Annotated in this window: 24 protein-coding genes; 15 read left to right on the forward strand and 9 right to left on the reverse strand. The window is 70.0% G+C overall.

All coding sequences use genetic code 11. The annotated features are described in order from the left end of the window. Positions 1–19: 19 nt before the first annotated feature. From AB0M80_RS24405 to AB0M80_RS24420, 4 genes are all read right to left on the reverse strand, one after another. The gene (locus tag AB0M80_RS24405) at positions 20–352 is read right to left on the reverse strand and encodes a transcriptional regulator (protein ID WP_364568994.1); all 333 of its coding nucleotides are present in this window, start codon (positions 350–352) and stop codon (positions 20–22) included. Positions 353–424: 72 nt separating this feature from the next. Then, positions 425–640 carry a hypothetical protein gene (locus AB0M80_RS24410; RefSeq protein WP_364568996.1) on the reverse strand — a complete coding sequence of 72 codons (216 nt, stop codon included), beginning with the start codon at positions 638–640 and terminating at the stop codon, positions 425–427. Positions 641–786: 146 nt separating this feature from the next. Continuing rightward, positions 787–1,470 carry a metal-dependent transcriptional regulator gene (locus AB0M80_RS24415; protein WP_013230121.1) on the reverse strand — a complete coding sequence of 228 codons (684 nt, stop codon included), beginning with the start codon at positions 1,468–1,470 and terminating at the stop codon, positions 787–789. 40 nt (positions 1,471–1,510) lie between these two features. Continuing rightward, complete coding sequence (locus AB0M80_RS24420) at positions 1,511–1,951, reverse strand: GNAT family N-acetyltransferase (protein WP_364568998.1); 441 nt, start codon at positions 1,949–1,951, stop codon at positions 1,511–1,513. A gap of 53 nt (positions 1,952–2,004) precedes the next feature. Between AB0M80_RS24420 and AB0M80_RS24425 the strand changes: the two genes are divergently transcribed. Continuing rightward, the gene (locus tag AB0M80_RS24425; protein WP_364569001.1) at positions 2,005–2,322 is read left to right on the forward strand and encodes a hypothetical protein; all 318 of its coding nucleotides are present in this window, start codon (positions 2,005–2,007) and stop codon (positions 2,320–2,322) included. A 4-nt stretch (positions 2,323–2,326) separates the two neighbouring features. On the opposite strand, the gene AB0M80_RS24430 is transcribed toward AB0M80_RS24425, so the two are convergent. After that, positions 2,327–3,913, reverse strand: coding sequence for an amidohydrolase (locus AB0M80_RS24430; protein WP_364569003.1), 1,587 nt, complete (start codon positions 3,911–3,913; stop codon positions 2,327–2,329). Positions 3,914–4,014: 101 nt separating this feature from the next. On the opposite strand from AB0M80_RS24430, the gene AB0M80_RS24435 reads away from it, so the two are divergent. The 4 genes from AB0M80_RS24435 to AB0M80_RS24450 are packed head-to-tail and all read left to right on the forward strand — an operon-like array spanning position 4,015 to position 7,283. Further along, entirely contained in the window at positions 4,015–4,752 is a 738-nt protein-coding gene (locus AB0M80_RS24435) for an enoyl-CoA hydratase/isomerase family protein (RefSeq protein WP_364569006.1), read from the forward strand. Beyond that, positions 4,749–6,272: an ATP-dependent acyl-CoA ligase gene (locus tag AB0M80_RS24440; protein WP_364569008.1), complete on the forward strand. Its 1,524-nt coding sequence runs from the start codon at positions 4,749–4,751 to the stop codon at positions 6,270–6,272. Before AB0M80_RS24435 ends, AB0M80_RS24440 begins: the two co-directional genes overlap by 4 nt. Beyond that, positions 6,263–6,904, forward strand: a complete 642-nt coding sequence (locus AB0M80_RS24445) for a TetR/AcrR family transcriptional regulator (RefSeq protein ID WP_364569011.1) — start codon at positions 6,263–6,265, stop codon at positions 6,902–6,904. Before AB0M80_RS24440 ends, AB0M80_RS24445 begins: the two co-directional genes overlap by 10 nt. Before the next feature lie 58 nt (positions 6,905–6,962). Further along, positions 6,963–7,283 (forward strand): hypothetical protein, encoded by a 321-nt coding sequence (locus tag AB0M80_RS24450; protein WP_364569014.1) that lies wholly within the window; start codon positions 6,963–6,965, stop codon positions 7,281–7,283. Positions 7,284–7,475: 192 nt separating this feature from the next. On the opposite strand, the gene AB0M80_RS24455 is transcribed toward AB0M80_RS24450, so the two are convergent. Then, on the reverse strand, positions 7,476–8,645 hold the full coding sequence (locus AB0M80_RS24455; RefSeq protein ID WP_364569017.1) for an acyl-CoA dehydrogenase family protein: 1,170 nt from the start codon (positions 8,643–8,645) through the stop codon (positions 7,476–7,478). A gap of 130 nt (positions 8,646–8,775) precedes the next feature. Here AB0M80_RS24455 and AB0M80_RS24460 point away from each other — a divergent pair, with 130 nt between their 5' ends. Further along, entirely contained in the window at positions 8,776–9,462 is a 687-nt protein-coding gene (locus AB0M80_RS24460; RefSeq protein ID WP_364569019.1) for a 4'-phosphopantetheinyl transferase superfamily protein, read from the forward strand. A 10-nt stretch (positions 9,463–9,472) separates the two neighbouring features. On the opposite strand, the gene AB0M80_RS24465 is transcribed toward AB0M80_RS24460, so the two are convergent. Both AB0M80_RS24465 and mihF read right to left on the reverse strand, forming a co-directional pair. Continuing rightward, positions 9,473–10,627 carry an isochorismate synthase gene (locus tag AB0M80_RS24465; protein ID WP_364569021.1) on the reverse strand — a complete coding sequence of 385 codons (1,155 nt, stop codon included), beginning with the start codon at positions 10,625–10,627 and terminating at the stop codon, positions 9,473–9,475. An 84-nt stretch (positions 10,628–10,711) separates the two neighbouring features. Next, positions 10,712–11,023 (reverse strand): integration host factor, actinobacterial type, encoded by a 312-nt coding sequence (gene mihF, locus AB0M80_RS24470; RefSeq protein ID WP_026468624.1) that lies wholly within the window; start codon positions 11,021–11,023, stop codon positions 10,712–10,714. 447 nt (positions 11,024–11,470) lie between these two features. Here mihF and AB0M80_RS24475 point away from each other — a divergent pair, with 447 nt between their 5' ends. The 7 genes from AB0M80_RS24475 (at position 11,471) to AB0M80_RS24505 (ending at position 19,900) form a co-directional block, all read left to right on the forward strand. Continuing rightward, positions 11,471–13,099 (forward strand): long-chain fatty acid--CoA ligase, encoded by a 1,629-nt coding sequence (locus AB0M80_RS24475; protein WP_364569024.1) that lies wholly within the window; start codon positions 11,471–11,473, stop codon positions 13,097–13,099. A gap of 102 nt (positions 13,100–13,201) precedes the next feature. Beyond that, positions 13,202–14,491, forward strand: a complete 1,290-nt coding sequence (locus AB0M80_RS24480; protein WP_364569027.1) for a sugar ABC transporter substrate-binding protein — start codon at positions 13,202–13,204, stop codon at positions 14,489–14,491. Positions 14,492–14,499: 8 nt separating this feature from the next. After that, entirely contained in the window at positions 14,500–15,396 is an 897-nt protein-coding gene (locus AB0M80_RS24485) for a sugar ABC transporter permease (protein ID WP_364569030.1), read from the forward strand. Next, positions 15,393–16,208: a carbohydrate ABC transporter permease gene (locus AB0M80_RS24490; RefSeq protein ID WP_364569033.1), complete on the forward strand. Its 816-nt coding sequence runs from the start codon at positions 15,393–15,395 to the stop codon at positions 16,206–16,208. The genes AB0M80_RS24485 and AB0M80_RS24490 overlap by 4 nt, the downstream gene beginning before the upstream one ends. A 177-nt stretch (positions 16,209–16,385) precedes the next feature. Continuing rightward, positions 16,386–18,110 (forward strand): TIGR03767 family metallophosphoesterase, encoded by a 1,725-nt coding sequence (locus AB0M80_RS24495; protein WP_364569036.1) that lies wholly within the window; start codon positions 16,386–16,388, stop codon positions 18,108–18,110. A gap of 54 nt (positions 18,111–18,164) precedes the next feature. Continuing rightward, on the forward strand, positions 18,165–18,566 hold the full coding sequence (locus tag AB0M80_RS24500) for a PaaI family thioesterase (protein WP_364569039.1): 402 nt from the start codon (positions 18,165–18,167) through the stop codon (positions 18,564–18,566). 71 nt (positions 18,567–18,637) lie between these two features. Further along, a complete protein-coding gene (locus tag AB0M80_RS24505) occupies positions 18,638–19,900 on the forward strand; it encodes a peptidase C39 family protein (RefSeq protein WP_364569042.1) in 1,263 nt (420 codons plus the stop codon). Between the two features lie 58 nt (positions 19,901–19,958). On the opposite strand, the gene AB0M80_RS24510 is transcribed toward AB0M80_RS24505, so the two are convergent. After that, on the reverse strand, positions 19,959–20,408 hold the full coding sequence (locus AB0M80_RS24510; protein WP_364569045.1) for a carboxymuconolactone decarboxylase family protein: 450 nt from the start codon (positions 20,406–20,408) through the stop codon (positions 19,959–19,961). Positions 20,409–20,484: 76 nt separating this feature from the next. Between AB0M80_RS24510 and AB0M80_RS24515 the strand changes: the two genes are divergently transcribed. Both AB0M80_RS24515 and AB0M80_RS24520 read left to right on the forward strand, forming a co-directional pair. Then, complete coding sequence (locus AB0M80_RS24515) at positions 20,485–21,351, forward strand: sigma-70 family RNA polymerase sigma factor (protein WP_364569048.1); 867 nt, start codon at positions 20,485–20,487, stop codon at positions 21,349–21,351. Between the two features lie 165 nt (positions 21,352–21,516). Then, a complete protein-coding gene (locus AB0M80_RS24520) occupies positions 21,517–22,614 on the forward strand; it encodes an S-(hydroxymethyl)mycothiol dehydrogenase (RefSeq protein ID WP_364569050.1) in 1,098 nt (365 codons plus the stop codon). Positions 22,615–22,657 lie beyond the last annotated feature (43 nt).

Below are 22,657 nucleotides of genomic sequence, written 5' to 3' on the forward strand. Positions count from 1 at the left end.
TGATACCGCTTGGTACCGCTCAGTCGAGCGCGTGGAACCTCGTCCTTCCCCGAGGTGGCCCGAGGAGCTTGCTGAGCGAGCCGTCCGGCACGTTCAGGATGTCCTCGAGGTTACGCAGGGCCTCCAGCGATTCCGGCCGCTCCGGCCGGCACCGCCCCGATTGCCAGTGGCTGAGGGTGGCCAGGCTGACCGTGGTTCCCCTGCCGCGCAAGCGATAGCGGATCCGCTCGAGGCCGAGGCCGCGGGCCCGGATCGCCGCCCGCAGAGCCACGTCGAACGGTCCGGCCGCCAGCAGCCGGCTCAGTTCCGCCTGGTCCCCCCGGTCGATGGTGCGTGTTCGCTGACCGGTCATCACAACGCTCCGAAGCACTCCCGATTACGAACATTGGAGCGTAGGCGCAGCTTCGCAAGATCGGAAGGGCCCTCACCCACCTGCCTCGCGCACCTCGCCGGCGATCGCGGCGAACGGTTCCGCGCAGCCGGAGTTGATCGTGGCGTAGGAAATCCCCCACCGCTCCCGTCGGCGGAGAAGCTTTTCCGCCCAGCACCGATCCACAATGGACCCGGCTGCGGCTTCGGTGGTGCTGGGCGCCCAGGTGAACGGGACGGTGTCGGCTTCTTGCGCGGCGAGCGCCGGCATTTTCGGTCCGCCGCCCGCGAGCACCAGCCGTGGCCGGTCTGGGGGCGCTTGGGGGCGCTTGGGTGGCGGCCATCCGTGTGATGCGCTCACCCGGTGAGGGGAATTCCCGTCCGAGGGCTTTCGCGGGTGCCCCGGGCCGCGAGCTCTCAGCGCAGGGTGACCGACAACGCCTGGGCGATCTCCTTGCCGATGGCGTGCGTGGCCGCGTCCGGTGGGGAGCCCACCTTCACCACCATCGGCCCCCCGAACGGCTGGCGCTCCACCACCTCGATGCGTTCGCCCAGGTTGATCGCGTGTTCCGTCAGGTACCGCAGCAGCTCCGGGTCGGTGTCCCAAACCCGGACGATCTCGCCGACCGCGCCCGGCGGGAGGTCGTCCAGGATGCGCACCGGCAGTTCCTCGACGCTGCCGTCGGGGGCCGGGATCGGATCGCCGTGGGGGTCGCGGACCGGGTTGCCCAGCTTCGCCGCGATGCGCTCGACGAGCCTGTCGGACACCGCGTGCTCGAGCGCGTCGGCCTCCGCGTGGACCTCGTCCCACGTGTAGCCGAGCTCCGAAACCAGGTACGTCTCGATCAGCCGGTGCCGCCGGAGCACCGACCGCGCCAGCAGCCTGCCGTCGGCGGTGAGCTCGATGCCGCGGTACGGCACGTGGGTGACCAAGCCGAGCTGGGACAGCTTCGTGACCATCCCCGACGCCGAGGACGGGCTGACCTCCAGCCGGCCGGCGAGCGACGCGTTGGTGACCGCCTCCCCCCGCTCGACCAGGCCGTAGATCACCCGGACGTAGTCCTCGACCGACGAGGACCTCCGGACCGAACCATCTCCCATACCGCATACGATACGGGGCCGGGTACTTTCTCGTGAAAGTTCACGGCCGCCAGCGGTAGCGGATCCAGCCGGGGACCGGCTCCGCGCCGAGCTGCGCGTAGAACGCCCGGCCTTTTTCGTTGCCCTCCTGCATGTCCCACTCGACGCGCCCGGTCGTGCGGTTGCGCAGCTCGTCGAGCAGCTCGCGGCCGAGGCCGTGGCGGCGGTACGCCGGCCGGATGAACAGGTCGTCCAGCCAGATCCCCGGCCTCGCCTCCCACGTCGAGAAGTTCCAGCTGCAGAAGGCGAAGCCGGCCACTGTGCCGGGCTCGCCGGGCGGGGTTGCGATCAGCACCCACGCCTTGGGGTCCGGCCCGAACAGGTGACCGCTCATCTCGGCGCGGTCGAGTTTCAGGTCGTGGTTGTCCTCGTAGACGGCGTGCTCCTCGATGAGCGCGCAGATCTCTTCGATGTCTTCGAAGACGGCGTCGCGGACGGGCATCGCGGCTCCTTTTTGTCGGTACTGGTCGTTACGGTCGGGGGTGGAGGTGGTCGATGTCACCAGAGCAGCGGTTCGAGGACCTGGTCGACGAGTTCACCGGACGCCCGGGCATCACGCCACCCGGCGCGACCGGCGGCTTCGGGCGCACCGCCCTGCGCGCGCACGGGCGGATCTTCGCGATGTTCGTCCGCGGGCAGCTGGTGCTGAAGCTGCCCCGGAGCCGGGTGGACGAGCTGGTCGAAGGCGGGCACGGGGTGCGTTTCGACGCGAACAAGGGCACGCCGATGAAGGAGTGGCTGGCCCTGGACGCGGCAACGCCACAGCCGTGGTCCGCGCTGGCGGAGGAAGCACTCGAGTTCGTGGGGAGGTGAGCCATCACGCTTGATAACGCAGTTCGCCGCCGACGGCGGCGCCTTGCACGCGCAGGTCGTCCAAAGCGGACTCCTCGAGCGGCGATCCGGACAGCACGGCGAAGTCGGCGAACTTCCCGGGCTCCAGCGTGCCCAGATCACGCTCCGCGAAGGTCGCGTACGCGGAGCCGTACGTGTACGCGCGCAGCGCCTGCTCCGGCGTCAACGCCTCTTCGGGTGCGAAGGGCGCGCCAGACGCCGTACGCCGACGCACCATGTCGGCCAGCGCGAGCAGCGGAGCGCCGTTCACGACGGGCCGGTCCGAGGACGCGGGAAGCACGCAACCCGCGTCGAGGAGGCTTCGCAGCCGGTAGCACCAGGGCACGCGCGCCTCGCCGAGCGCGGCCCGCATGCCGTCGCCGAGCTCGTTGACGAATCGCCCCTGCGGCGAAGGGATCAACCCGAGCGAAGCGAGCCGAGTCAGCTCCGCGGGCTGAAGCACCGCGCAGTGCTCGATGCGGTGGCGGTGGTCTGTCCGCGGCGAAGCGGCCAACGCGGCTTCGTACGCGTCGAGGACGACGGTGATCGCGCGGTCGCCGATCGCGTGCGTGGCGATCTGCCAGCCCGCGTCGTGCGCGCGGCGGATCGTGCTCGCCAGGGACTCCTCGGGCACCTGGAAGTAGCCGCGGTTGTCCGGCTCGCCGTCGAACGGTTCGTGCATCGCGCAGGTGCGCCCGACCAGGGAGCCGTCGGCGAACAGCTTCACCGGGCCGACGCGCAGCCACTCGTCGCCGAGCCCGGTGCGCAGGCCGAGGTCGAGGCCGAACCCGGCGCCGTCGGGCAGGTCGTGCAGCACGGTGGCGGCGACCATCACCGTGCTGCGCACGCGCAGCACCCCGCGGTCGCGCGCCACCTGGTAGGCGGCGAGCTCGGCGGGCGTCTCGCCGACCAGGCCGCCGCCGATCCCGGCTTCCTGGACGCTCGTGATGCCCTCGGCCAGGTACCGCTCGGACGCCCGGTCGAGCCCGCGGACGACCCGCTCGACCGGCGCCGGGTACGTCAGCGGCCGCAGCAGCAGCTGGGCCTGCTCGCGCAGCAACCCCGTCGGCGAGCCGTCCGCGGAGTGCACGACGTCCCCGCCGACGGGCACGTTCGCCAGGTCGAGCCGGTCGAGGACGGCCGAGTTGACCACGGTCATGTGCCCGGACGTGTGCTTGAGCCGCACGAGCATCCCGGGCGCCGCCCGGTCGAGTCCGTGCCGGTCCGGGTGCCCGCCCACGAGCTTGTTCTGGTCGTACCCGCTCCCGACCACCCAGCTCCCGGCCGGCAGGGTCGCGGCCCGCGCGGCGACGGCGTCGTAGACCTCCTCGACGCTGCGGCAACCGCCCAGCGGCACGTCGTCCAGGGCCATCCCGAACCACGCCATGTGGTTGTGCGCGTCGTGGAACCCCGGCACGACGAACCCGCCGGCCAGGTCGACCCGCGAACGCGCAGAGAGCGCGAGAGCGTCGTCCCCCAGCGCGACGACCCGGCCGTGCAGCACGGCGAGGGCGCTGGTGACGCCCGTTCCCGTCCACACCGTGGCGTTCTCGTAGACCGCATCGACCCGCATCTTCGCCTTCCTCCCCACCGTCACCCTCAACGGAGGCGCTTCGCGCCGCTGCACCGTTCAGAGGCTATCGATCGATCGATCGAACGTCTAGCATCGGCGGCATGCCCACCGTGGAGTTCACCGTCGAAGACGGCATCGCGCAGATCCGGCTGAACCGGCCCGAGCGGCTGAACGCGGTCGCCGCCGTCCTGGTCGACGACTTCCTCGCCGCCCTCGACGCGGCCGCCCGCAGTGACGCTCGCGTCGTCGTGCTCTCCGGGACCGGCCGGGCCTTCTGCGCCGGCCACGACCTCAAGGAACCCACCCCCGAGGGTGACTCGCGGGCGCGGCTGGACCGGCTCCAGGACGTCACGCGGCGGCTGCGCGCACTGCGTCAGCCGGTGATCGCGGCGGTCCACGGCTACGCGATCGGCGCCGGCGCGGAGTTCGCGCTCGGCTGCGACCTGATCCTGGCCGCCGAGGACGCCGTCTTCGCGTTCCCCGAGGTCTCGCTCGGCCTGAGCGTCACCGGCGCGGCGTCGCGGCTGCTGCCGCTGCTGGTCGGCCCGCTCAAGGCGAAGGAACTCCTGCTGCTCGGCGAGCGCTTCGACGGCCGGAAGGCCGCCGAACTGGGCATGGTCAACGCGGCCGTGCCCGCCGAGCAGCTCCAGGCCGAAGCGCTGAGGTGGGCGAAGCGGATCGCGGAGCACCCGCCAGCTTCGGCGGCCATGGCGAAGCGCGTCCTCGACGCGAGCACCGACGTCGAGCCCGCCCTCGAACTCGAGGTCAGCCACGCCCTGATCACCGAGCACTCGGTCGCGGTGGCCGCGTCCACCGAAGCCTTCCGGAGCCGGGCGTGACGTCCCTCGCCGAGATCGGGACCCTCGCGCAGCTCGTCACGCGGGCCGCCGCACGGTGGCCTGAACGCACGGCCTGGGTGTTCGACGAGTTCGACCGGCGCTTCACCTTCGCCGAGGTCGATCTCGAAAGCTCGCGAATCGCCGCGGCGCTGGCCGAGCGCGGCATCGGCCCCGGCAACCGGGTGGCGGTGATGCTGCGGAACGTACCCGCGTTCCCGCTCACCTGGCTGGCGTTGGCGAAGATCGGCGCGCTGCTGGTGCCGGTCAACACGAACTACCAGGAGTTCGACGGTGCCCACGTCCTCCGCCACTCCGGCGCGAAGCTGACCGTCGCCGCGCCGGAGTTCACCGGCCTCCTCGAACGGATCGGCCTGACGGAGGTCATCACCCCGGACGAGCTCCGCACCGATGCCGGACCGCCGGAGTTCACGCCCGTGCCCGAGCTGGCGGTCAACATCCAGTACACCTCCGGCACCACCGGCGCGCCCAAGGGCTGCGTCCTGCCGAACCGCTACTGGACGACGCTCGCGATCGGCCTGGCCACCGACTTCCCGGCCGTCGGCGCGGACGACGTCATCCTGACCGCGCAGCCGTTCCACTACATCGATCCACAGTGGAACGTCGCGTTGGGGCTCGCCGGCGGCGCCACTCTCGTGGTACTGGACCGCTTCCACCCCAGCACGTTCTGGGCGAAGGTCCGCGAGCACGGCGTCACGTGGTTCTACTGCCTCGGCCTGATGCCGGCGCTGCTGCTGCGCCAGGAACCGTCCGAAGCCGACCGCGCCCACCGCGTGCGCGCGATCTGCGCGTCCGCGATCCCGCCGGAGCTGCACGCCGAGCTGGAGCGGCGCTGGGGCGTGCCGTGGTTCGAGGCGTTCGGGATGACCGAAACCGGCGGCGACATCCGGATGACCGCCGCCGACCACGACGAGACCGTCGGCACCGGCTGCCTCGGCCGGCCGAGCCGCGACCGCGAGGTGCTGATCGCCGGCGACGACGGGAAGCCGGTGCCGCGCGGGGAAACCGGGCAGCTGCTGATCCGCGGGATCGGGCTGATGCACGGCTACCACGACGATCCGGCAGCGACGGCGAAGGCGTTCGAGAACGGCTGGTTCCACACCGGCGACCTCGCCCGGATGGACGCCGCCGGCCGCGTCTACTACGTCGGCCGCACGAAGGACATGATCCGCCGCAGCGGCGAGAACGTCTCCGCCGACGAGGTCGAGCGCGCGCTGCTGCTGCACCCGGCGGTGCGGCTGGCCGCCGTCGTCGCGGTGCCCGACGAGCTGCGCGGCGAGGAGATCAAGGCGTACGTCGTGTGCGACGGCGACCGGCCGGACCCCGCCGAGCTCGCCGCGTTCTGCGCCGGGAAACTGGCCTACTTCAAGGTTCCCCGGTTCTGGACGTTCGCCGGGGAGCTGCCGATGACCCCGTCCGAGCGGGTCGCCAAGGGCGAGCTGCGCAAGGTCGCGGACCCGCGCGCCGGCTGCTGGGACGCGAAGGCGGAAGCATGGCTGTGAGCAGCCGGGAGCGGGTGCGCGCGGCCGCGGTGAAGCTGTTCGCCACCAAGGGGTTCCACGGCACCGGTATCCGGGATCTGGCGCAGGAGGCCGAACTTTCCTCGGCGAGCCTGTACCACTACATGGGCACCAAAGAGGACCTGCTCGCGGAGATCATGCACACCGCGCTGAACCGCCTGCTCGACGCCGCCCGCGAGGCGACCGCCGGCAGCGGCGACCCGGTGCACCGGCTGCGCACGCTGGTCGCGTTGCACGTGCTCGCGCACGCCGTCGGCCCGGCGGAAACCCGGGTGGTGGACAACGAAGTCGACGTGTTGTCCCCGGCGGCGCGCGAGCCGGTCGTGGCGCTGCGCGACGCCTACGAACACCTGTGGGCCGCGGCCATCGACGAAGGCGTCGCGGCGGGGGTGTTCCACACCGAACACCCGGCGGTGACCAGGCTGGCGCTGCTGGAGATGTGCAGCGGCGTAGCGAGGTGGTATTCCCCACGCGGTCCGCTGGCGCTGGACCAGCTCGCCGAGCACTACGCGGAACTGGCGTCGAGGGCGCTGGGCTGCACGTCAGCGCCCGGCATCCACGACTTGGCCCGCTGCCGGGGAATCGTCGCGAAAGAGTGGGGCATGTCCGTTTAGCGGCGCTTTTACCTGTGTACGCCTTGCCCAGACGGCGAGCTTGGGGGACGCTCGAAGGGTGACTGAGGAAACGATCCAACTGGAACTGGACGACTCGGGGCTCGCGCCGGGCCTCCCGGCGCCGGAAGGCCCCCGCGATCAGGTGCAGGATGTCCCCTATCGCCCCGTCGAGTTCCGCGATGACGATCTCCCCACCGCCCTGGCACGGTGCTCCGATTGGCTACGGCAGGCCCAGGAGTGGCTGGGCGAGCCGCTCGACGTCCTGGCCATTCACCTCGACTACGACGACCGCCAAGGTTCGCCGTACTACGACGTGAAGCTCCTGTGCAACGAAGAGGACCTCGCGGGCGTCCCGATCGCCATTCGCAACAAGAAGTAAGCAGGTTGAAGGACCGTCAAGGCCATCTCGCGGGCATCCGGGAGGTGGCCTTGACGGCTGTGACATCCGGGGCTCCGCCCCAGGCCGGGGGCTCCGCCACCCGGAACCCCCGAAAAGCAACTGTGACATCCGGGGCTCCGCCCCAGGCCGGGGGCTCCGCCACCCGGAACCCCCGAAAAACTCTTCGCGCTCTCAGCCCAGTGTCCCGCCGACCTTCACGTGCCCCTTGAGGAGGTTGCGCGCGATGGTGCGGCGCTGGATCTCGTCGGTGCCTTCGTAGATGCGCAGCAGCCGCAGTTCGCGGTACCACCGCTCGACCGGCAGTTCGCGCGTGTAGCCCATACCGCCGTGGATCTGCAGGACGCGGTCGACGATTTCGTTGGCCTTCTGGCCGCCGTACAGCTTCGCCATCGACTGCGCGTGCCGCGAGTCCACGCCCTGGTCGACCTGCCACGCGGCGTGGAGCACCAGCCAGCGCAGCGCTTCCAGCTCGACCCCGGAGTCGGCGATCATCCACTGGATGGCCTGGCGCTCGGCGATCTTCTGCCCGAACGTCTCGCGGGTGTTGGCGTGCTCGATGGCCATCGAGATCAGCCGCTCGCACGAGCCGATCGCGCGGGCGGGCAGCAGGTAGCGGCCCTGACCGATCCACTGCATGGCCAGCTCGAAGCCGCGGCCCTCCTCGCCGAGGATCTGCGTCTCCGGCACCCGGACGTCCTGGAAGATCAGCGACGCCGGACCCCACTCGCCCATGGTGTCGATGTACTCGGACTTCCAGCCGGCCTCGCGGTCGACGAGGAAGCAGGTGACGCCGCCGTTGGCGCCCTTCTCCGGGTCGGTGATGGCGAAGACCATGGTGAAGTCGGCCTCGTTGCCACCGGTGATGAAGGTCTTCTCGCCGTTGATGATCCAGTCGGTGCCGTCCTTGCGGGCGGTGGTCCGGATGGCCTTGGCGTCCGACCCGGCACCCGGCTCGGTGATCGCGAAGCACGACTTGCGCTCGCCCGAGATGGTCGGCAGCAGGTAGGTCTGCTTCTGGTCCTCGTTGGCGTGGAACAGGATGTTGTCGGCGGCGCCGCCGAAGCGGAACGGCACGAAGGTGCGGCCGAGCTCGGCCTCCAGCAGCGCGGCCATCACGGCGGACAGGCCCATGCCGCCGTACTCCTCGGGCGTCAGCACGCCCCAGAAGCCGGACTCCTTCGCCTTGAGCTGGAGGGCCTTGAGCTCCTCGCCGGTCAGGCCGGGCTGGTGGGCGCGCTCCCGCCGCAAGACCTCCTGCTCGAGCGGGATCAGCTCGCGCTGGACGAACGTGCGGACCCAGTCGCGCACTTCACGTTCTTCGGTGCTGAGTGAGAAATCCATAACCGAGCTGCTCCTCCGACACTGGCTAAGCGCTTGCTTAGCCCAGGGTACCTCCTGGGAGCCGGTTAACCCCAGACCTCGGCCGGAATTCGTGACAACGGCTGCCACACCCGGAAAGATCGGTCAGGTGATGGAGATCGAGGTTCGCTGGTCGTCGCCGTTGCCCGCCGAAGAACGCTTCCTGCGCCTGCTCGACGACGTCGAGCAAGGACGGTTCGCGGCCTACCGGCAGGACGCGGACAAGCGGCGGTTCCTCACCGGCCGGGTCCTGGCGAAGACGGTCGCTGCCGAACGGCTCGGCTTGGCCGTCGAGGCCGTGAAGTTCGACGCGACGTGCGAAGACTGCGGCAAGCCGCACGGGCGGCCGCGGATCCCGGGCGCGGACCTGGCGTTGTCGATCTCGCACTCGGGCGAGCTGATCGGCGTCGCGGCGACGCCGTCGGTCCCGGTGGGCCTCGACGTCGAAACGGCCAACCGCCGGGCCGACGACGGCCTGATCGAGTACGCGCTGAGCGCCGTCGAGACCGAGCACCTGGCGGGCCTCGGCGCGGAGGAAAAGGCCGCAGCGTTCTTCGTCTACTGGACCCGCAAGGAGGCCGTGATGAAGGCCACCGGCAAGGGGCTGCGCATCCCGCTGCAGAGCATCACGTTCTCCCGCTACGACGAACCGGCCCGGCTGGCCTCATCGGGCGACCCGGCCTTGGACCCGGCGACGACGCGCCTGATCGACCTGAAGGCCGCGGACGGCTACCGCGCGGCCATCGCGGTGCTGACCACCGAGGAACTGTCGGTCACCGAGGAACACTGGGTCCCCTGAGCAGGCCCGCTCAGACCGGGAGGTCCGCCAGGCCCATCGCGGTCAGCAACGTCCGGAACTTCGCCGTCGTCTCGTCCAGTTCCGCCTGCGGGTCCGAAGCCGCCACGATCCCGCCGCCCGCGTACAGGCGCATCGACGTCGAGGCGATCTCGGCGCAGCGGATCGCCACCGCCCACTCGCCGTCGCCCGCCGCGTCGACCCAGCCGACCGCTCCCGCGTAGTAGTCGCGGTCGAACGGCTCCAGCTCCTGGACCAGCTCGCGGGCGCCCTCGGTCGGGGTGCCGCAGATCGCCGGGGTCGGGTGGAGCGCGGCCGCGAGGTCCAGCGCCGTGACGTCCGGGTCGGCGAGCTCGCCGGTGATCGGGGTGCGCAGGTGCCAGATGGCCGGCGTGGTGACCAGCTCCGGCCCGGCCGGGACGTCCAGGGTCCGGCAGAACGGCCGCAGCGCCTCGACGACGTAGTCGATGACCACGGCGTGCTCGAGCTGGTCCTTGCGGGACGTCCGCAGCGCCTCGCCGTTCGCGCGGTCGGTCACCGGGTCGGCCGAGCGCGGCATCGAGCCGGCGTGCGGTGACGAGAAGACCGTGCGGCCGGTGCGGCGCAGCAGCAGCTCCGGCGTGGCGCCGACGAGCGATCGGCCACCGGGCAGCTCGGCCGCGTAGGTGAAGTGCCGGGGATTGCCGACGGCCAGGTTGCGCACGATGCTCTCGGCCACGATCGGCGAAGCGAACTCGAGGTCGAGAGCCCGCGCGAGGACGGCTTTGCGCAGGTCACGAGCGGCCAGCGCGGCCACCGCGGCGCCAACGGCATCGAGGTGCCGCGAAGGGACGGGAACCGCACGCACCCGCACGGGCGCCGGCAGGACCTCACGCGGCAGCGAAGGCGCTCCTGCGGACCGGTGGACGGTCCGGGGCACGACGAGGTGACCCGGCACCTTCGTGTCGGGCCCGGTGTCGAACGGCAGCACGCCGACGGCCAGTGGGGCGCCCGTCTCGGCCAGGACGCCGGGGATCGCCGAGGCGAGCCGCCGGGGGTCCGTCTCGGTGACGGTCCGGATGGTGCCCTGCGCGAGGAGTGCGCGCTCAGCCGTCGTGAAGAGGAAGTCGCCTCGCTGGTAGCGGGCGGCGAGGTCGTTAGCCGGGGTCGCCGGATCAGGTGAGCTCACAGGCTCCAGCGTCCCAGGCTTCGGGAGATCCGCGAGGGGAGTGTCACGAGCGACACTCCCCTCGCGGGAGCTCCTGGTGACGGGCTACTTGAGCGCGTCGATGAGCGCCTCGCGCTGGCGCTCGCCCAGGCCGGCGGCGCGCCGGTCCGGGTCGATGCCGGCCTGCTCGAGCAGGGCGGCGACCTTCACCGCGCCGAGGCCGGGAACGGCCTTCAGCAGCTGGGTGACCTTCGTCTTCCCGATGGTCTTGTTCTCCTTGGCCTGCTTGAGCACCTTCTCGATGCTCTCCTTGCCGGACTTGATCGACGCAAGCAGTTCCGAACGCGCCTTGCGAGCCTCGGCAGCTTTGGCCAAGGCATCGGCGCGCTGCTCCGGAGTCAACGTAGGCAGAGCCAACGTAGTGTCCTTTCCTCTCAGGTCTCCACTTTCGCGGCCGACAGCTTTTACGAGTGCTTGCTCCTGCAAGCGCTGCTCAGCCGTCTCTTGCCACGGGCCCAGTAAACGCCACCGGCTTCCTGGCCGTGCAACCGACACGCACTTCTTACCCCCGGAGGTGATACCGGGCAACCCGCTCCGGCCTGCGGAAACGCTCCCAAGAAGTGGTCCGGGTGGCCTCACTCACCCGGAAGTGAAGCTTCCACTAACCCACTGTTCTCGTGCACATTTCCTTGCCCATAAGGAAAAGCCGAAATAATGATGATCTTGATCATCGTCGGCGTCGTCCCCCGATCGCGCGACGACCGTGACCGAACGGAGCCGTTGTTGACCATGCCCGCTTCACCCGATCCGCACTAGAGTTCGGCGCACCCCCAGTTCACCGGCGAGCGACCCCCGGGAGCGACCATGTTGAGCACCATGCAGGACGGCCAGCTGTCGTTGGCCAACCTGCTCCGCCACGGCACGTCGGTGCACTCGGCGAGCGAAGTCATCACCTGGACCGGTTCAGAAGCCCGTCGCGAGAGCTACGGCGACCTGGGCAGGCACGCCGCCCGGCTCGCGAACGCGCTCCGCCGCCTCGGCGTGACAGGCGACCAGCGCGTCGGCACGTTCATGTGGAACAACGCCGAGCACATGGCCGCCTACCTGGCCGTTCCGGCGATGGGCGCCGTGCTGCACACGCTGAACATCCGGCTGTTCCCCGAGCAGCTCGTGTTCGTCGCCAACCACGCCGAAGACCACGTCGTCATCGTCGACGGCACCCTGGTGCCCCTGCTGGCGAAGCAGCTGCCGCAGTTCAAGACGGTCCGGCACGTCATCGTGGCCAACGGTGACGCCGCGGCCCTCGAAGCACCGGACGGCGTCGAGGTGCACTCCTACGCCGAGCTGCTGGCCGCCCAGCCCGACACCTTCGACTGGCCGGACGTCGACGAGCGCTCCGCCGCCGCGATGTGTTACACCTCCGGCACGACGGGTGACCCCAAGGGCGTCGCCTATTCGCACCGGTCGATCTGGCTGCACTCGATGCAGGTCTGCATGACCGACAGCATGAAGCTGGCCCAGCAGGACAAGGCACTGACGATCGTGCCGATGTTCCACGCGATGGCGTGGGGGCTGCCGTACGCGGCGCTGATGGTCGGCGCGTCGCTGCTGATGCCGGACCGCTTCCTGCAGCCGGCCCCGGTCTCGGCGATGCTGGCCGCCGAGAAGCCGACGTTCGCCGGCGCGGTGCCGACCGTCTGGCAGGGCCTGCTCGCCCACCTCGAAGCGCACCCGCAGGACATCTCGCACCTGCGCGAGGTCGTCGTCGGCGGGTCGGCGGTGCCGCCGTCGCTGATGCACGCGTTCCAGGAGCGCCACGACGTCCCGATCCTGCACGCCTGGGGCATGACCGAGACGTCGCCGCTGGGCAGCGTCGCCCGCCCGCCGGCCGGCGTGACCGGCGAGGAGGCCTGGAAGTACCGCTACACGCAGGGCCGCTTCCCGGCGTCCGTGCGGGCGCGGCTGATCGACGACTCCGGCCAGCCGCTGCCGTGGGACGACGAGGCCGTCGGCGAGCTCGAGGTCCAGGGTCCGTGGATCGCGGCGTCCTACTACGGCGGAGCCGAGGTCGACCCGGAGAAGTTCCACGACGGCTGGCTGCGCACCGGCGACGTCGGCCGGATCAGCCCGGACGGCTTCCTGACGCTGACCGACCGCGCCAAGGACGTCATCAAGTCCGGCGGCGAGTGGATCTCCTCGGTCGACCTGGAGAACCAGGTCATGGGCCACCCGGCGGTGGCCGAGGCCGCGGTCGTCGGCATCCCGGACGAGAAGTGGGACGAGCGGCCGCTGGTCGCCGTCGTGCTCAAGGAGGGCCAGAGCGTCACGCCCGAGGAGCTGAGGGAGTTCCTCAGCGACAAGGTCGCGAAGTGGCAGCTGCCGGAGAACTGGACGTTCGTGGACGAAGTGCCCAAGACCAGCGTCGGCAAGTTCGACAAGAAGCGGATCCGGGCGTCCTACTCCGAGGGAAAGCTCGACATCGCCCAGCTCTAACGGGTAAATCTCCGGCGTGCCTAGAGTTCCGTGAATGCCACCTTGAGGGACTCTGTGTCCCTCGAGGTGGCATTCACGGACGTACGCGGAGGAGTACTGGGGATGCAGCGGAACAGGCGGAGTTTCCTCGCGCTCGCGGGGATGGGCGCGCTGGCGACGGCGTGCGGGTCGAACACCGGGCGGCAGGGTGACCCGCCGCCCTCGACGGCGTACTCGGCGGGCCCACCGCCGTCGGACGCCCCGAAGGTCACGCTCCAGCAGTGGTACCACGCGTACGGCGAGGAAGGCGTCCAGGACGCCGTCAAGCGGTACGCGGCGAGCTACCCCGGCGCGACCGTGAACGTGCAGTGGAACCCGGGCGACTACGACTCCAAGATCGTCACCGCGCTGCAGAACAGCAAGGTGCCGGACATCTTCGAGGCCCAGGTCAAGATCGACTGGGTGCGGCAGAACCAGGTCGTCTCGCTCGACGACGTCATCGCGCCGGTGAAGGGCGACTTCAGCCCGGCCGTGCTGGCCGCGCAGACCGTCGAAGGCAAGGTCTACGGCGTTCCGCAGGCCACCGACACGCAGGTGCTCTTCTACCGCAAGAGCCTGTTGCAGGCGGCGGGCGTGCAGCCGCCGCAGACGGTCGACGAGCTGATCGACGCGGCCGCGAAGCTCACGAAGGACGGCGTCAAGGGCTTCTTCGCGGGCAACGACGGCGGCGTCGGCGTGCTGACCGGCCCGCTGCTGTGGTCGGCGGGGCTCGACTACCTGAAGAACGACAACCGCGAGGTCGGCTTCGACGACCCGCGCGCGGCGACGGCACTGGGGAAGCTGCACACGCTGAACGCCAACGGTTCCCTGCTGCTCGGCGCGCCGGCGGACTGGTCGGACCCCGGCGCGTTCATCGACGGGCTCACCGCGATGCAGTGGACCGGGCTGTGGAACATGCCGAAGGTCCGCTCGGCGTTCGACGACGACTTCGGGGTGCTGCCGTTCCCCCGCCTCGACGGCAGCGGCGCGCCGTCGGTGCCGGTCGGGGCGTACGGCGCGATGGTGAACGCCAAGAGCGCGCACGTCGCCGAGGCCAAGGCGTTCGTGAAGTGGCTGTGGGTCGACCAGACGCAGAGCCAGCTGGAGTTCGCGACGAAGTTCGGCTTCCACGTCCCGGCGCGGCAGAGCCTGATCGACCGCGCGGACAACCTCAAGTCCGGCCCGGCCGCCGACGCCGCCCGGTTCGTCAAGGAGAACAGCCACCTCGTCGGCGGCCCGGTGTGGACGCAGCAGGCGAACACGGCGCTGTCCGACGCGGTCGCGAGGATCGCGAAGGAGGGGGCGGACCCGGTCGCGCAGACCAAGACGGCGGTCGAGCTCGCGAAGGCCGAGCTGAAGCGCCTGTTTGGATGACACCGGGGATGAAGCGGCGCGACGCGCGCGCGTTCTGGCTGTTCGTCGGCCCGTTCCTGCTGGGCTTGGCGATCTTCGCGTACCTGCCGATCGGCTGGAGCGCGTACCTGTCGTTCTTCGACGCGCGCAACACGGTGACACCGACCGACTTCGTCGGGCTGGCCAACTACGGGCACATGCTCACCGACGAGCCGTTCCTCTCGAGCCTGGGGACGTTCAGCGTGTTCGCGGTGTTCATCGTGCCGCTGACGTTCGTGTTGTCGCTGGCCCTGGCGCTCGGGGTGAACCAGCTGCGGTTCGCGCGGGCGTTCTTCCGGTCGGTGTTCTTCCTGCCGTTCGCGTGTTCGTACGTCGTGGCGTCGCTGATCTGGAAGACGTCGCTGTTTTCGGGCGTCCGCTACGGATTGGCGAACACGGTGCTTTCGGTGTTCGGCGTGGAGCCGGTGGCGTGGACCGGGACGGTGCACCCGCCGCTGTACTGGGTGGTGCTGGTGACGGCGCGGCTGTGGCTGCAGCTCGGGTTCTACATGATCCTGTTCATCGCGGCGCTGCAGCGGATCCCGGCTCAGTTGTACGAAGCAGCGTGGCTCGACGGCGCCAAACCGGGCTGGCAGGTGTTCCGGTACATCACGCTGCCTCAGCTGCGCGCGACGGCGGTGGCGGTGCTGCTGCTCAACCTGATCAACGCCTACCAGGCGTTCGACGAGTTCTACAACATCATGGGCGACGCCCGCGGCTACCCGCCGTTCGCCCGGCCGCCGTTGGTCTACCTGTATTACACGTCGCTGGGTTCGGGCGGCCAGGACCTCGGACGCGGCAGTGCGGGCGCGGTGATCCTGGCACTGATCATCGCTTTCGGCACGCTCCTGCAAGGGCGAGTGCTGCGGTTCGGACGTCCGTCATGAAGGCGTTCCTGCGCTGGACGGCGTTGGTGGTGGCAGCCGCGCTCTTCCTGCTGCCGTTCTACCTGCTGCTGCGCAACGGCCTGGCGTCACGGACGGAGATCACGGCTCCACAGTGGACTTTCTTTCCGTCCACTGTGCACTGGGAGAACTTTTCGCAGCTGTTCTCTTCCGAGGACGTCCCCTTCGCGCGGAGCCTGCTGAACTCATTGCTGGTCACGACCTCGCAGACGGCCGGCCTGCTGGTGATCTGCTCCCTGGCCGGCTACGGACTGGCCCGGATCCCCTACCGGCACTCGCGATTCGTGTTCTACGCGGTGCTCGCGACGCTGATGATCCCGACCTCGGTGACGTTCGTGCCGAGTTTCGTGGTGGTCTCGTCGCTGGGGTGGCTGTCGGACTTCCGCGGCCTGGTGATCCCGGGGCTGTTCAGCGCGTTCAGCGTGTTCCTGTTCCGGCAGTACTTCCTGGACTTCCCGCGCGAGCTGGAGGAGGCGGGCCGGGTGGACGGGCTGACGCGCTGGGGCGTCTTCTGGCGGGTCGTGGTCCCCAACTCGAAGGGGTTCTTCGCGGCGATCGCGGTGATCACGGTGATCGGCAGCTGGAACGCGTTCCTGTGGCCGCTGATCATCGCCCAGTCCCCCGATTCGTGGACGGTCCAGGTGGCGCTGTCCGGGCTCCTGACGGCGCAGAACCCGCAGCTGAACCTGCTGTTCCTGGCGGCGGCGGTGTCCATCTTGCCGATCGTGCTGCTGTTCGCGTTCCTGCAGCGCTACCTCGTGCGCGGGGTGGCGGAGTCCGGCCTGAAGGGCTGAACCGCGACGGGCTCGCCCTACGGCGGAAATGACCACAACCTTCGGCGGTACACCGCACCCCCAGCTCTGTGACAAGGTGAACTCAACTGTCACGATGAATATTTTTCACGTTCACCGCGTGGCCACCGGCGTCCGGCACGGTGCCGGTCAACCGAGCAGACTGGGGAGCGAACAACCATGGCCGAACTCACCCGGCGCACCTTCACCACCGCGGGCGCCGCCGGTCTCGGGCTCCTGCTGTGCACGCCCACCGCGAACGCCCTCGACCGCGCCCTGCGGCTCACGAGCACCCGCTCGGTCACCACGTCCGGCACCACCCTCGAGCAGGTCGCGACCGCGCCGGGCACCGGAACCTACTCGCGCCTTTCCGCGGGACCCGGCTGGCCGCTGGTCGTCCGGAGCGATCTCGCCACCCCGAAGAGCGGGCGCGACGACCGGCGCCGGGCGCTGTCCGCCTTCGTCCAGTTCACCGATCTGCACATCACCGACGCCGAAAGCCCCGCGCGGTTCGAGTACCTGCACCCCTTCATCGGCTCCGCGCACCGGCCGCAGGAGGCGCTCGGCACCGTCGCCACCAGCGCGCTCGTCGAGCGCGTCAACAGCGTGCGGCAGGGGCCGTTCACCGGGCGGCCGTTCGACCTCATGGTCACCACCGGCGACAACACCGACAACCACGAGCTGATCGAGCTCGACTGGTTCCTCAAGGTCCTCAACGGCGGCAGCGTCACCCCGAACTCCGGCGACCCGAACGCCTACGAAGGCGTCCAGAGCTCGGGCAACCACGAGTTCTGGAACCCGGCCACCCCCGGCCAGGACGCCTACACCGCCAAGGGCTTCCCCCAGCTCCCCGGCCTGCTCGAAGCGGGCATGAAGACCTTCACCGCACCCGGTCTCGACGTCCCGTGGTTCTGCACCTTCGGCAACCACGACGACAGCATCGTCGGCTCGCTGCCGGCGCAGATCCCCGGCATCGACGCCTGGTACACCGGGAAGTACAAGATCATCGGCAAGGACGAGGCCACCGCGAAGAAGCTCGCCGACGCCATCAAGAAGCCCGGCTCCAGTGTCCCGGTCGCGGAACTGTTCGGCGGCGAAGGCACCATCCGCGAGGTCACGCCGGACGCGCGGCGCCGTCCGTTCAGCACCGGCCAGTTCGTGCAGGCGCACCTCGACGCCGCCAACACCGGTCCCGGCCCCGTCGGGCACGGCTTCACCAGCGCCAACGCCGACGGCAAGAACGTCTACTACACCTTCCGGATCGCGCCGGGCATCACCGGGATCAGCCTCGACACCACCACCGACGCCGGGTTCGCCGACGGCTCGATCGGGCTCGCGCAGTACACCTGGGTCGAGTCGACGCTCAAGCGCGGCAGCTCGGCCTACTACGACTTCTTCGGCCGCAAGGTCACCCACGCCGTCACCGACGAGCTGTTCATCCTCTTCAGCCACCACACCAGCGGCACGATGACCAACCTGCTGCCGGACTCGCGGCACCTGCTCGACCCGCGGCTGGACGGCAACGCGTTCGTCGCGCTGCTCAAGCGGTTCCCGAACGTGCTGGCGTGGGTCAACGGCCACACGCACCTCAACAAGATCACGCCGCACGCCGGAAACACGCCGCAGCAGGGCTTCTGGGAGATCAACACCGCGTCGCACGTCGATTTCCCGCAGCATGCGCGGATCGTCGAAGTCGCCGACAACGCCGACGGCACGTTGTCGCTGTTCACGACGCTGATCGAGGCGGAGGCGCCGTACGCCGTGGACTACGACGCCCGGACGCCGCAAGCGCTTGCGTCGCTGTACCGCGAGCTGTCCTACAACGACATCCACACCGACCTGGGCCGGGTCGGCGCGGCCGGGGACCACAACACGGAGCTGCTGCTCGTCAACCCGCTCGGCTGAGGTTACCCCGGAGGTAATCGCCCGGCCCCCGGGTCTTCAGGCAAGCTGCGGAGCATGACCGATCCCGAGGGCACCCAGCTCTTCCACCGCTCCATGCCGTTCTCCGAACGCCTCGGCGTCGAGGTCCTGGAACACGGGCCTGCTCTCGTCCGCAGCCGGCTGAAGTGGGACGAGAGCCTCTGCACGCTCGGCGGCGCGCTGCACGGGGGCGCGCTCATGGCGCTGGCCGACTCGACCGGCGCCGTGTGCGCGTTCCTCAACCTGCCCGAGGGCGCGCAGGGCACGACGACCGTCGAGTCGAAGACGAACTTCCTGCGTGCGGTGCGTTCGGGCTACGCCGTTGCGTCGTCCAGACCACTGCACGCGGGCCGCAAGTTCGTCGTGGTGGAGACCGAAGTCCACGACGACGACGGCAAGTTGGTCGCGAAAGTGACACAGACGCAGGCCGTCCTGTAGGTATCTGTTTACAGACCCGGCTCAAGCGGCGAAAATCCCTGCCTACTGGGTGGGTCTATCAGGGAGCCGGGATGCGCATACGCGAGTTGTTCACCTTATTGTCAGTGGTTGTGTTATCCGTGGTGACCACGCAAGTCGCCGAGGCGGGGCCCACCCGGCCCGGTGACGACGAGGCGATCGACTACCACGAGTGGACCGGCGGCCGCTTCCACGAAGGCGGCTTCGCCGGGCTCGCGCTCACCCACGACGGCCTGCGCATCACGCACCCGATCGGCACGGTCGAGCACACCGAGCCGGAGCTCGGCACGACCAGAACGTACGAGTACGGCCAGTGGACGTCACCGGCGTACCGGCAGGGCTTCGGCGCGACGCAGCTGGTCGCGTCGTGGAACGCGAGGACCCCCGCGAAGACCTGGCTGCAGGTGGAGGCGCAGGGCCGGACGTCGGCGGGCACCGAAACCGCGTGGTACGTGATGGGCCGCTGGGCCAGTGGCGACGCCGACATCCTGCGCACCAGCGTCGACGGCCAGGACGACGCGAACGCCATGGTGGACGTCGACACCCTGGTCATGAAGACCGGCGTCACGTTGAAGTCGTACAAGCTGCGGGTCAGCCTCTACCGCGAAGCCGGCTCGGGCGCGACACCGTCGGTGAGCCTGCTGGGCGCGATGACGTCGGCCGTCCCGGACCGCTTCGACGTGCAGACGACGAAGCCGGGGCGCGCCACCGGGATCGAGCTGAAGGTGCCCGCGTACGCGCAGAACCTCCACAAGGGACAGTTCCCGCAGTACGGCGGGGGCGGGGAAGCCTGGTGCAGCCCGACGTCGACCGAGATGGTGGCCGAGTACTGGGGCAAGAAGCCGTCGGCGGCGGAGATGGCGTGGATCCCGGCGGGCTACGTCGACCCGTCGGTGGCCTTCGCGGCGCGCTACACCTACGACCACGCCTACGACGGCACCGGCAACTGGCCGTTCAACACCGCTTACGCGGCGTCGCGCGGGCTGCGCGGCCACATCACGCGGCTGCACTCCCTGAACGAGCTGGAGAACTACATCGCGCGGGGCATCCCGGTGATCACCTCGCAGTCGTTCCTGTCGTCGGAGCTCGACGGCGCCGGCTACGGCACGTCGGGGCACATCATGGTCGTCGTCGGCTTCACGAAGGACGGCGACGTGATCGCGAACGACCCGGCGTCGAGCAGCAACGACCGGGTGCGCAACGTGTACCAGCGCGACCAGTTCGAGAAGATCTGGCAGCGGACCCAGCGGTACCGCGCGGACGGCAGCGTGGCGGGCGGCCCCGGCGGCATCGCGTACATCATCACCCCGGCCTAGAAGCCGTGAATGCCACCTTCACGGACTTGACGTCCGTGAAGGTGGCATTCACGGATCTTCACCAGGTCTTGCCGGCCTGCTCCCGGGTCGCGCGGTTGACCCGGTTGAAGAGGTTGGTGAGGGCGATGTGCAGGATGATCGCCGACAGCTGGTCCTCGCCGAAGTGCTTCGCGGCGGCGGCCCAGATCTCGTCGGTCACGCCCGGCTGACCGTCCTGGATCCGCGTGGCGGCTTCGGCGAACGCGAGCGCGGCGCGCTCCGGCTCGGTGAAGAACGGCGTTTCACGCCAGGTGACGACGCTGTGCAGCCGCTCTTCGGTCTCCCCCTGCCTCTTCGCCGACTGCACACCCGCGTAGGCGCACGGGGCGCAGCCGTTGATCTGGCTGACCCGCAGGTGGACCAGCTCGAGCAGCAGGGGGTCGACGCCACCCGCGTGCACCGCCTTGTACAACTGCTGGACCGCGCCGGTCACCTCGGGACTGCTCTTGCTCTTCAGGCGTGGTTCCATCGTTCCTCCATCGGTTACCTGTGCCCCTCCGGGCTCGTCATGACCACGACGGAGCAGAACCGAGGAAGGTAACGACATGCCCGAAACGTTGGCCGAGGCGTTCGAAGCGCAACGCGACCGGCTGCGCGCGGTGGCCCACCGCGTACTCGGCTCGCACGCCGACGCCGAGGACGTGGTCCAGGAGGCCTGGCTGCGGCTCTCCCGCCAGGACGCGGCGGGGATCGAGAACCTCGACGGCTGGCTGACCACGGTGGTCGGCCGGATCAGCCTGGACGTCCTGCGCTCCCGCCGCGCCCGGCCCGAGGCGCCGTACGACGAAATCCTGGTCGAGGCCGACGACGGCCCGGCCCCGGAGGAGGACGCCGCGCTGGCCGACTCGGTCGGGCTCGCGCTGCTGGTGGTCCTGGAGACGCTGGGGCCGAGCGAGCGGCTGGCGTTCGTGCTGCACGACCTGTTCGCGGTGCCCTTCGAAGAGATCGGCCGCATCCTCGGCAAGTCCGTGGGCGCCACCAAGATGCTGGCCAGCCGCGCCCGCCGCAAGGTCCGTTCACCGGGGCCACCGGCGATCGCCGGGCGCGAGCAGCGAGAGGTGGTCCAGGCGTTCTTGACGGCGGCCCGCGACGGCGACTTCGAAGGGCTGCTGCGGGTGCTGGATCCCGAGGTGCGCCTGACGGTCGACACCCCGGACGGAGTGGTGGTGGTCCTGGGCGCCACCAACGTCGCGGCGGGCGCCCGGTTCGGCGCGGCCAACGACGGCCGGAGGGTGCTGGTGGGTGGCCTGCCCGGCGTGGTGGCCTGGCGCGGAGACGGCACACCGCTGTCGGTGGTGGCGTTCACGGTGACGGACGGCCGGATCACGGGAATCGCGGCGGTGGCGGATCCGGTCAAGCTCGCGTCGATGGACCTGCCGGAGCCGCCCGGGCCTGTCGGTGCCGCTCGGTAAGCTGGAAGACGGGAGCCGGAGGCACGACCCGCCCACCATCCGAGTTGTGGAAAGCGCAACTCGTTGCGCCTTCACCACCGAACCTCACTCATGCGGATGTCGCCATTCCCGCGTGATCCGTGATTAGCTGCGGTCGACCAGCAGTGCAGCCGGAAGGTGGTTCGAATGCCGTACGAGGTCCAGGGGGTCGTTTCGCGGGCGAAGGGCGAGCCGGTCTCGCTGGAGACCGTCCTCGTACCCGACCCCGGCCCCGGCGAAGCCGTGGTGAACGTGCAGGCCTGCGGGGTCTGCCACACCGACCTGCACTACCGCGAGGGCGGGATCAACGACGAGTTCCCGTTCCTGCTCGGCCACGAGGCCGCCGGCGTCGTCGAGGCGGTCGGCGAAGGCGTCACCGACCTCGCGCCGGGTGACTACGTCATCCTCAACTGGCGCGCCGTCTGCGGGACCTGCCGGGCCTGCAAGCGCGGCAAGCCGTGGTACTGCTTCTCGACCTTCAACGCCACCCGGCCGATGACCCTCCAGGACGGCACCAAGCTGTCGCCCGCCCTCGGCGTCGGCGCCTTCCTCGAAAAGACGCTGGTCCACAGCGGACAGTGCACCAAGGTGAACCGCGAGGCCGAGCCCGCCGTCGCCGGGCTGCTCGGCTGCGGCGTCATGGCCGGGCTCGGCGCGGCCATCAACACCGGCGCCGTCACCCGGGGCGACTCGGTCGCCGTCATCGGCTGCGGCGGTGTCGGCGACGCCGCCATCGCGGGCGCGAAGCTGGCCGGCGCCACCACGATCGTCGCGATCGACATGGACGACCGGAAGCTCGACTGGGCCAGGGACTTCGGCGCCACGCACACGGTGAACAGCAAGAACCTCACCGAGCAGCAGGTCGTCGAGGCCATGCAGGACGCGACGAACTCCTTCGGCCCCGACGTCGTGATCGACGCCGTCGGGCGCCCGGAGACGTGGCGGCAGGCGTTCTACGGGCGCGACCTGGCCGGCACGGTGGTGCTGGTCGGCGTCCCGACGCCGGACATGCGGCTGAACGACCTGCCGCTGATCGACTTCTTCTCGCGCGGCGGCTCGCTGAAGTCGTCGTGGTACGGCGACTGCCTGCCGAGCCGCGACTTCCCGATGCTCGTGGACCTTTACCTGCAGGGCCGGTTGCCGCTCGACAAGTTCGTCACCGAGCGGATCGGCGTCGACGGCGTCGAGCAGGCCTTCGAGCGCATGCACCACGGTGACGTCCTGCGCAGCGTGGTGACGTTCTGACCAGTGTCATCCGGGGCCGAGCCCCGGACCCCGGCCGGGGGGC

This window comes from Amycolatopsis sp. NPDC051045 (assembly GCF_040682955.1).
Taxonomy (GTDB): domain Bacteria; phylum Actinomycetota; class Actinomycetes; order Mycobacteriales; family Pseudonocardiaceae; genus Amycolatopsis.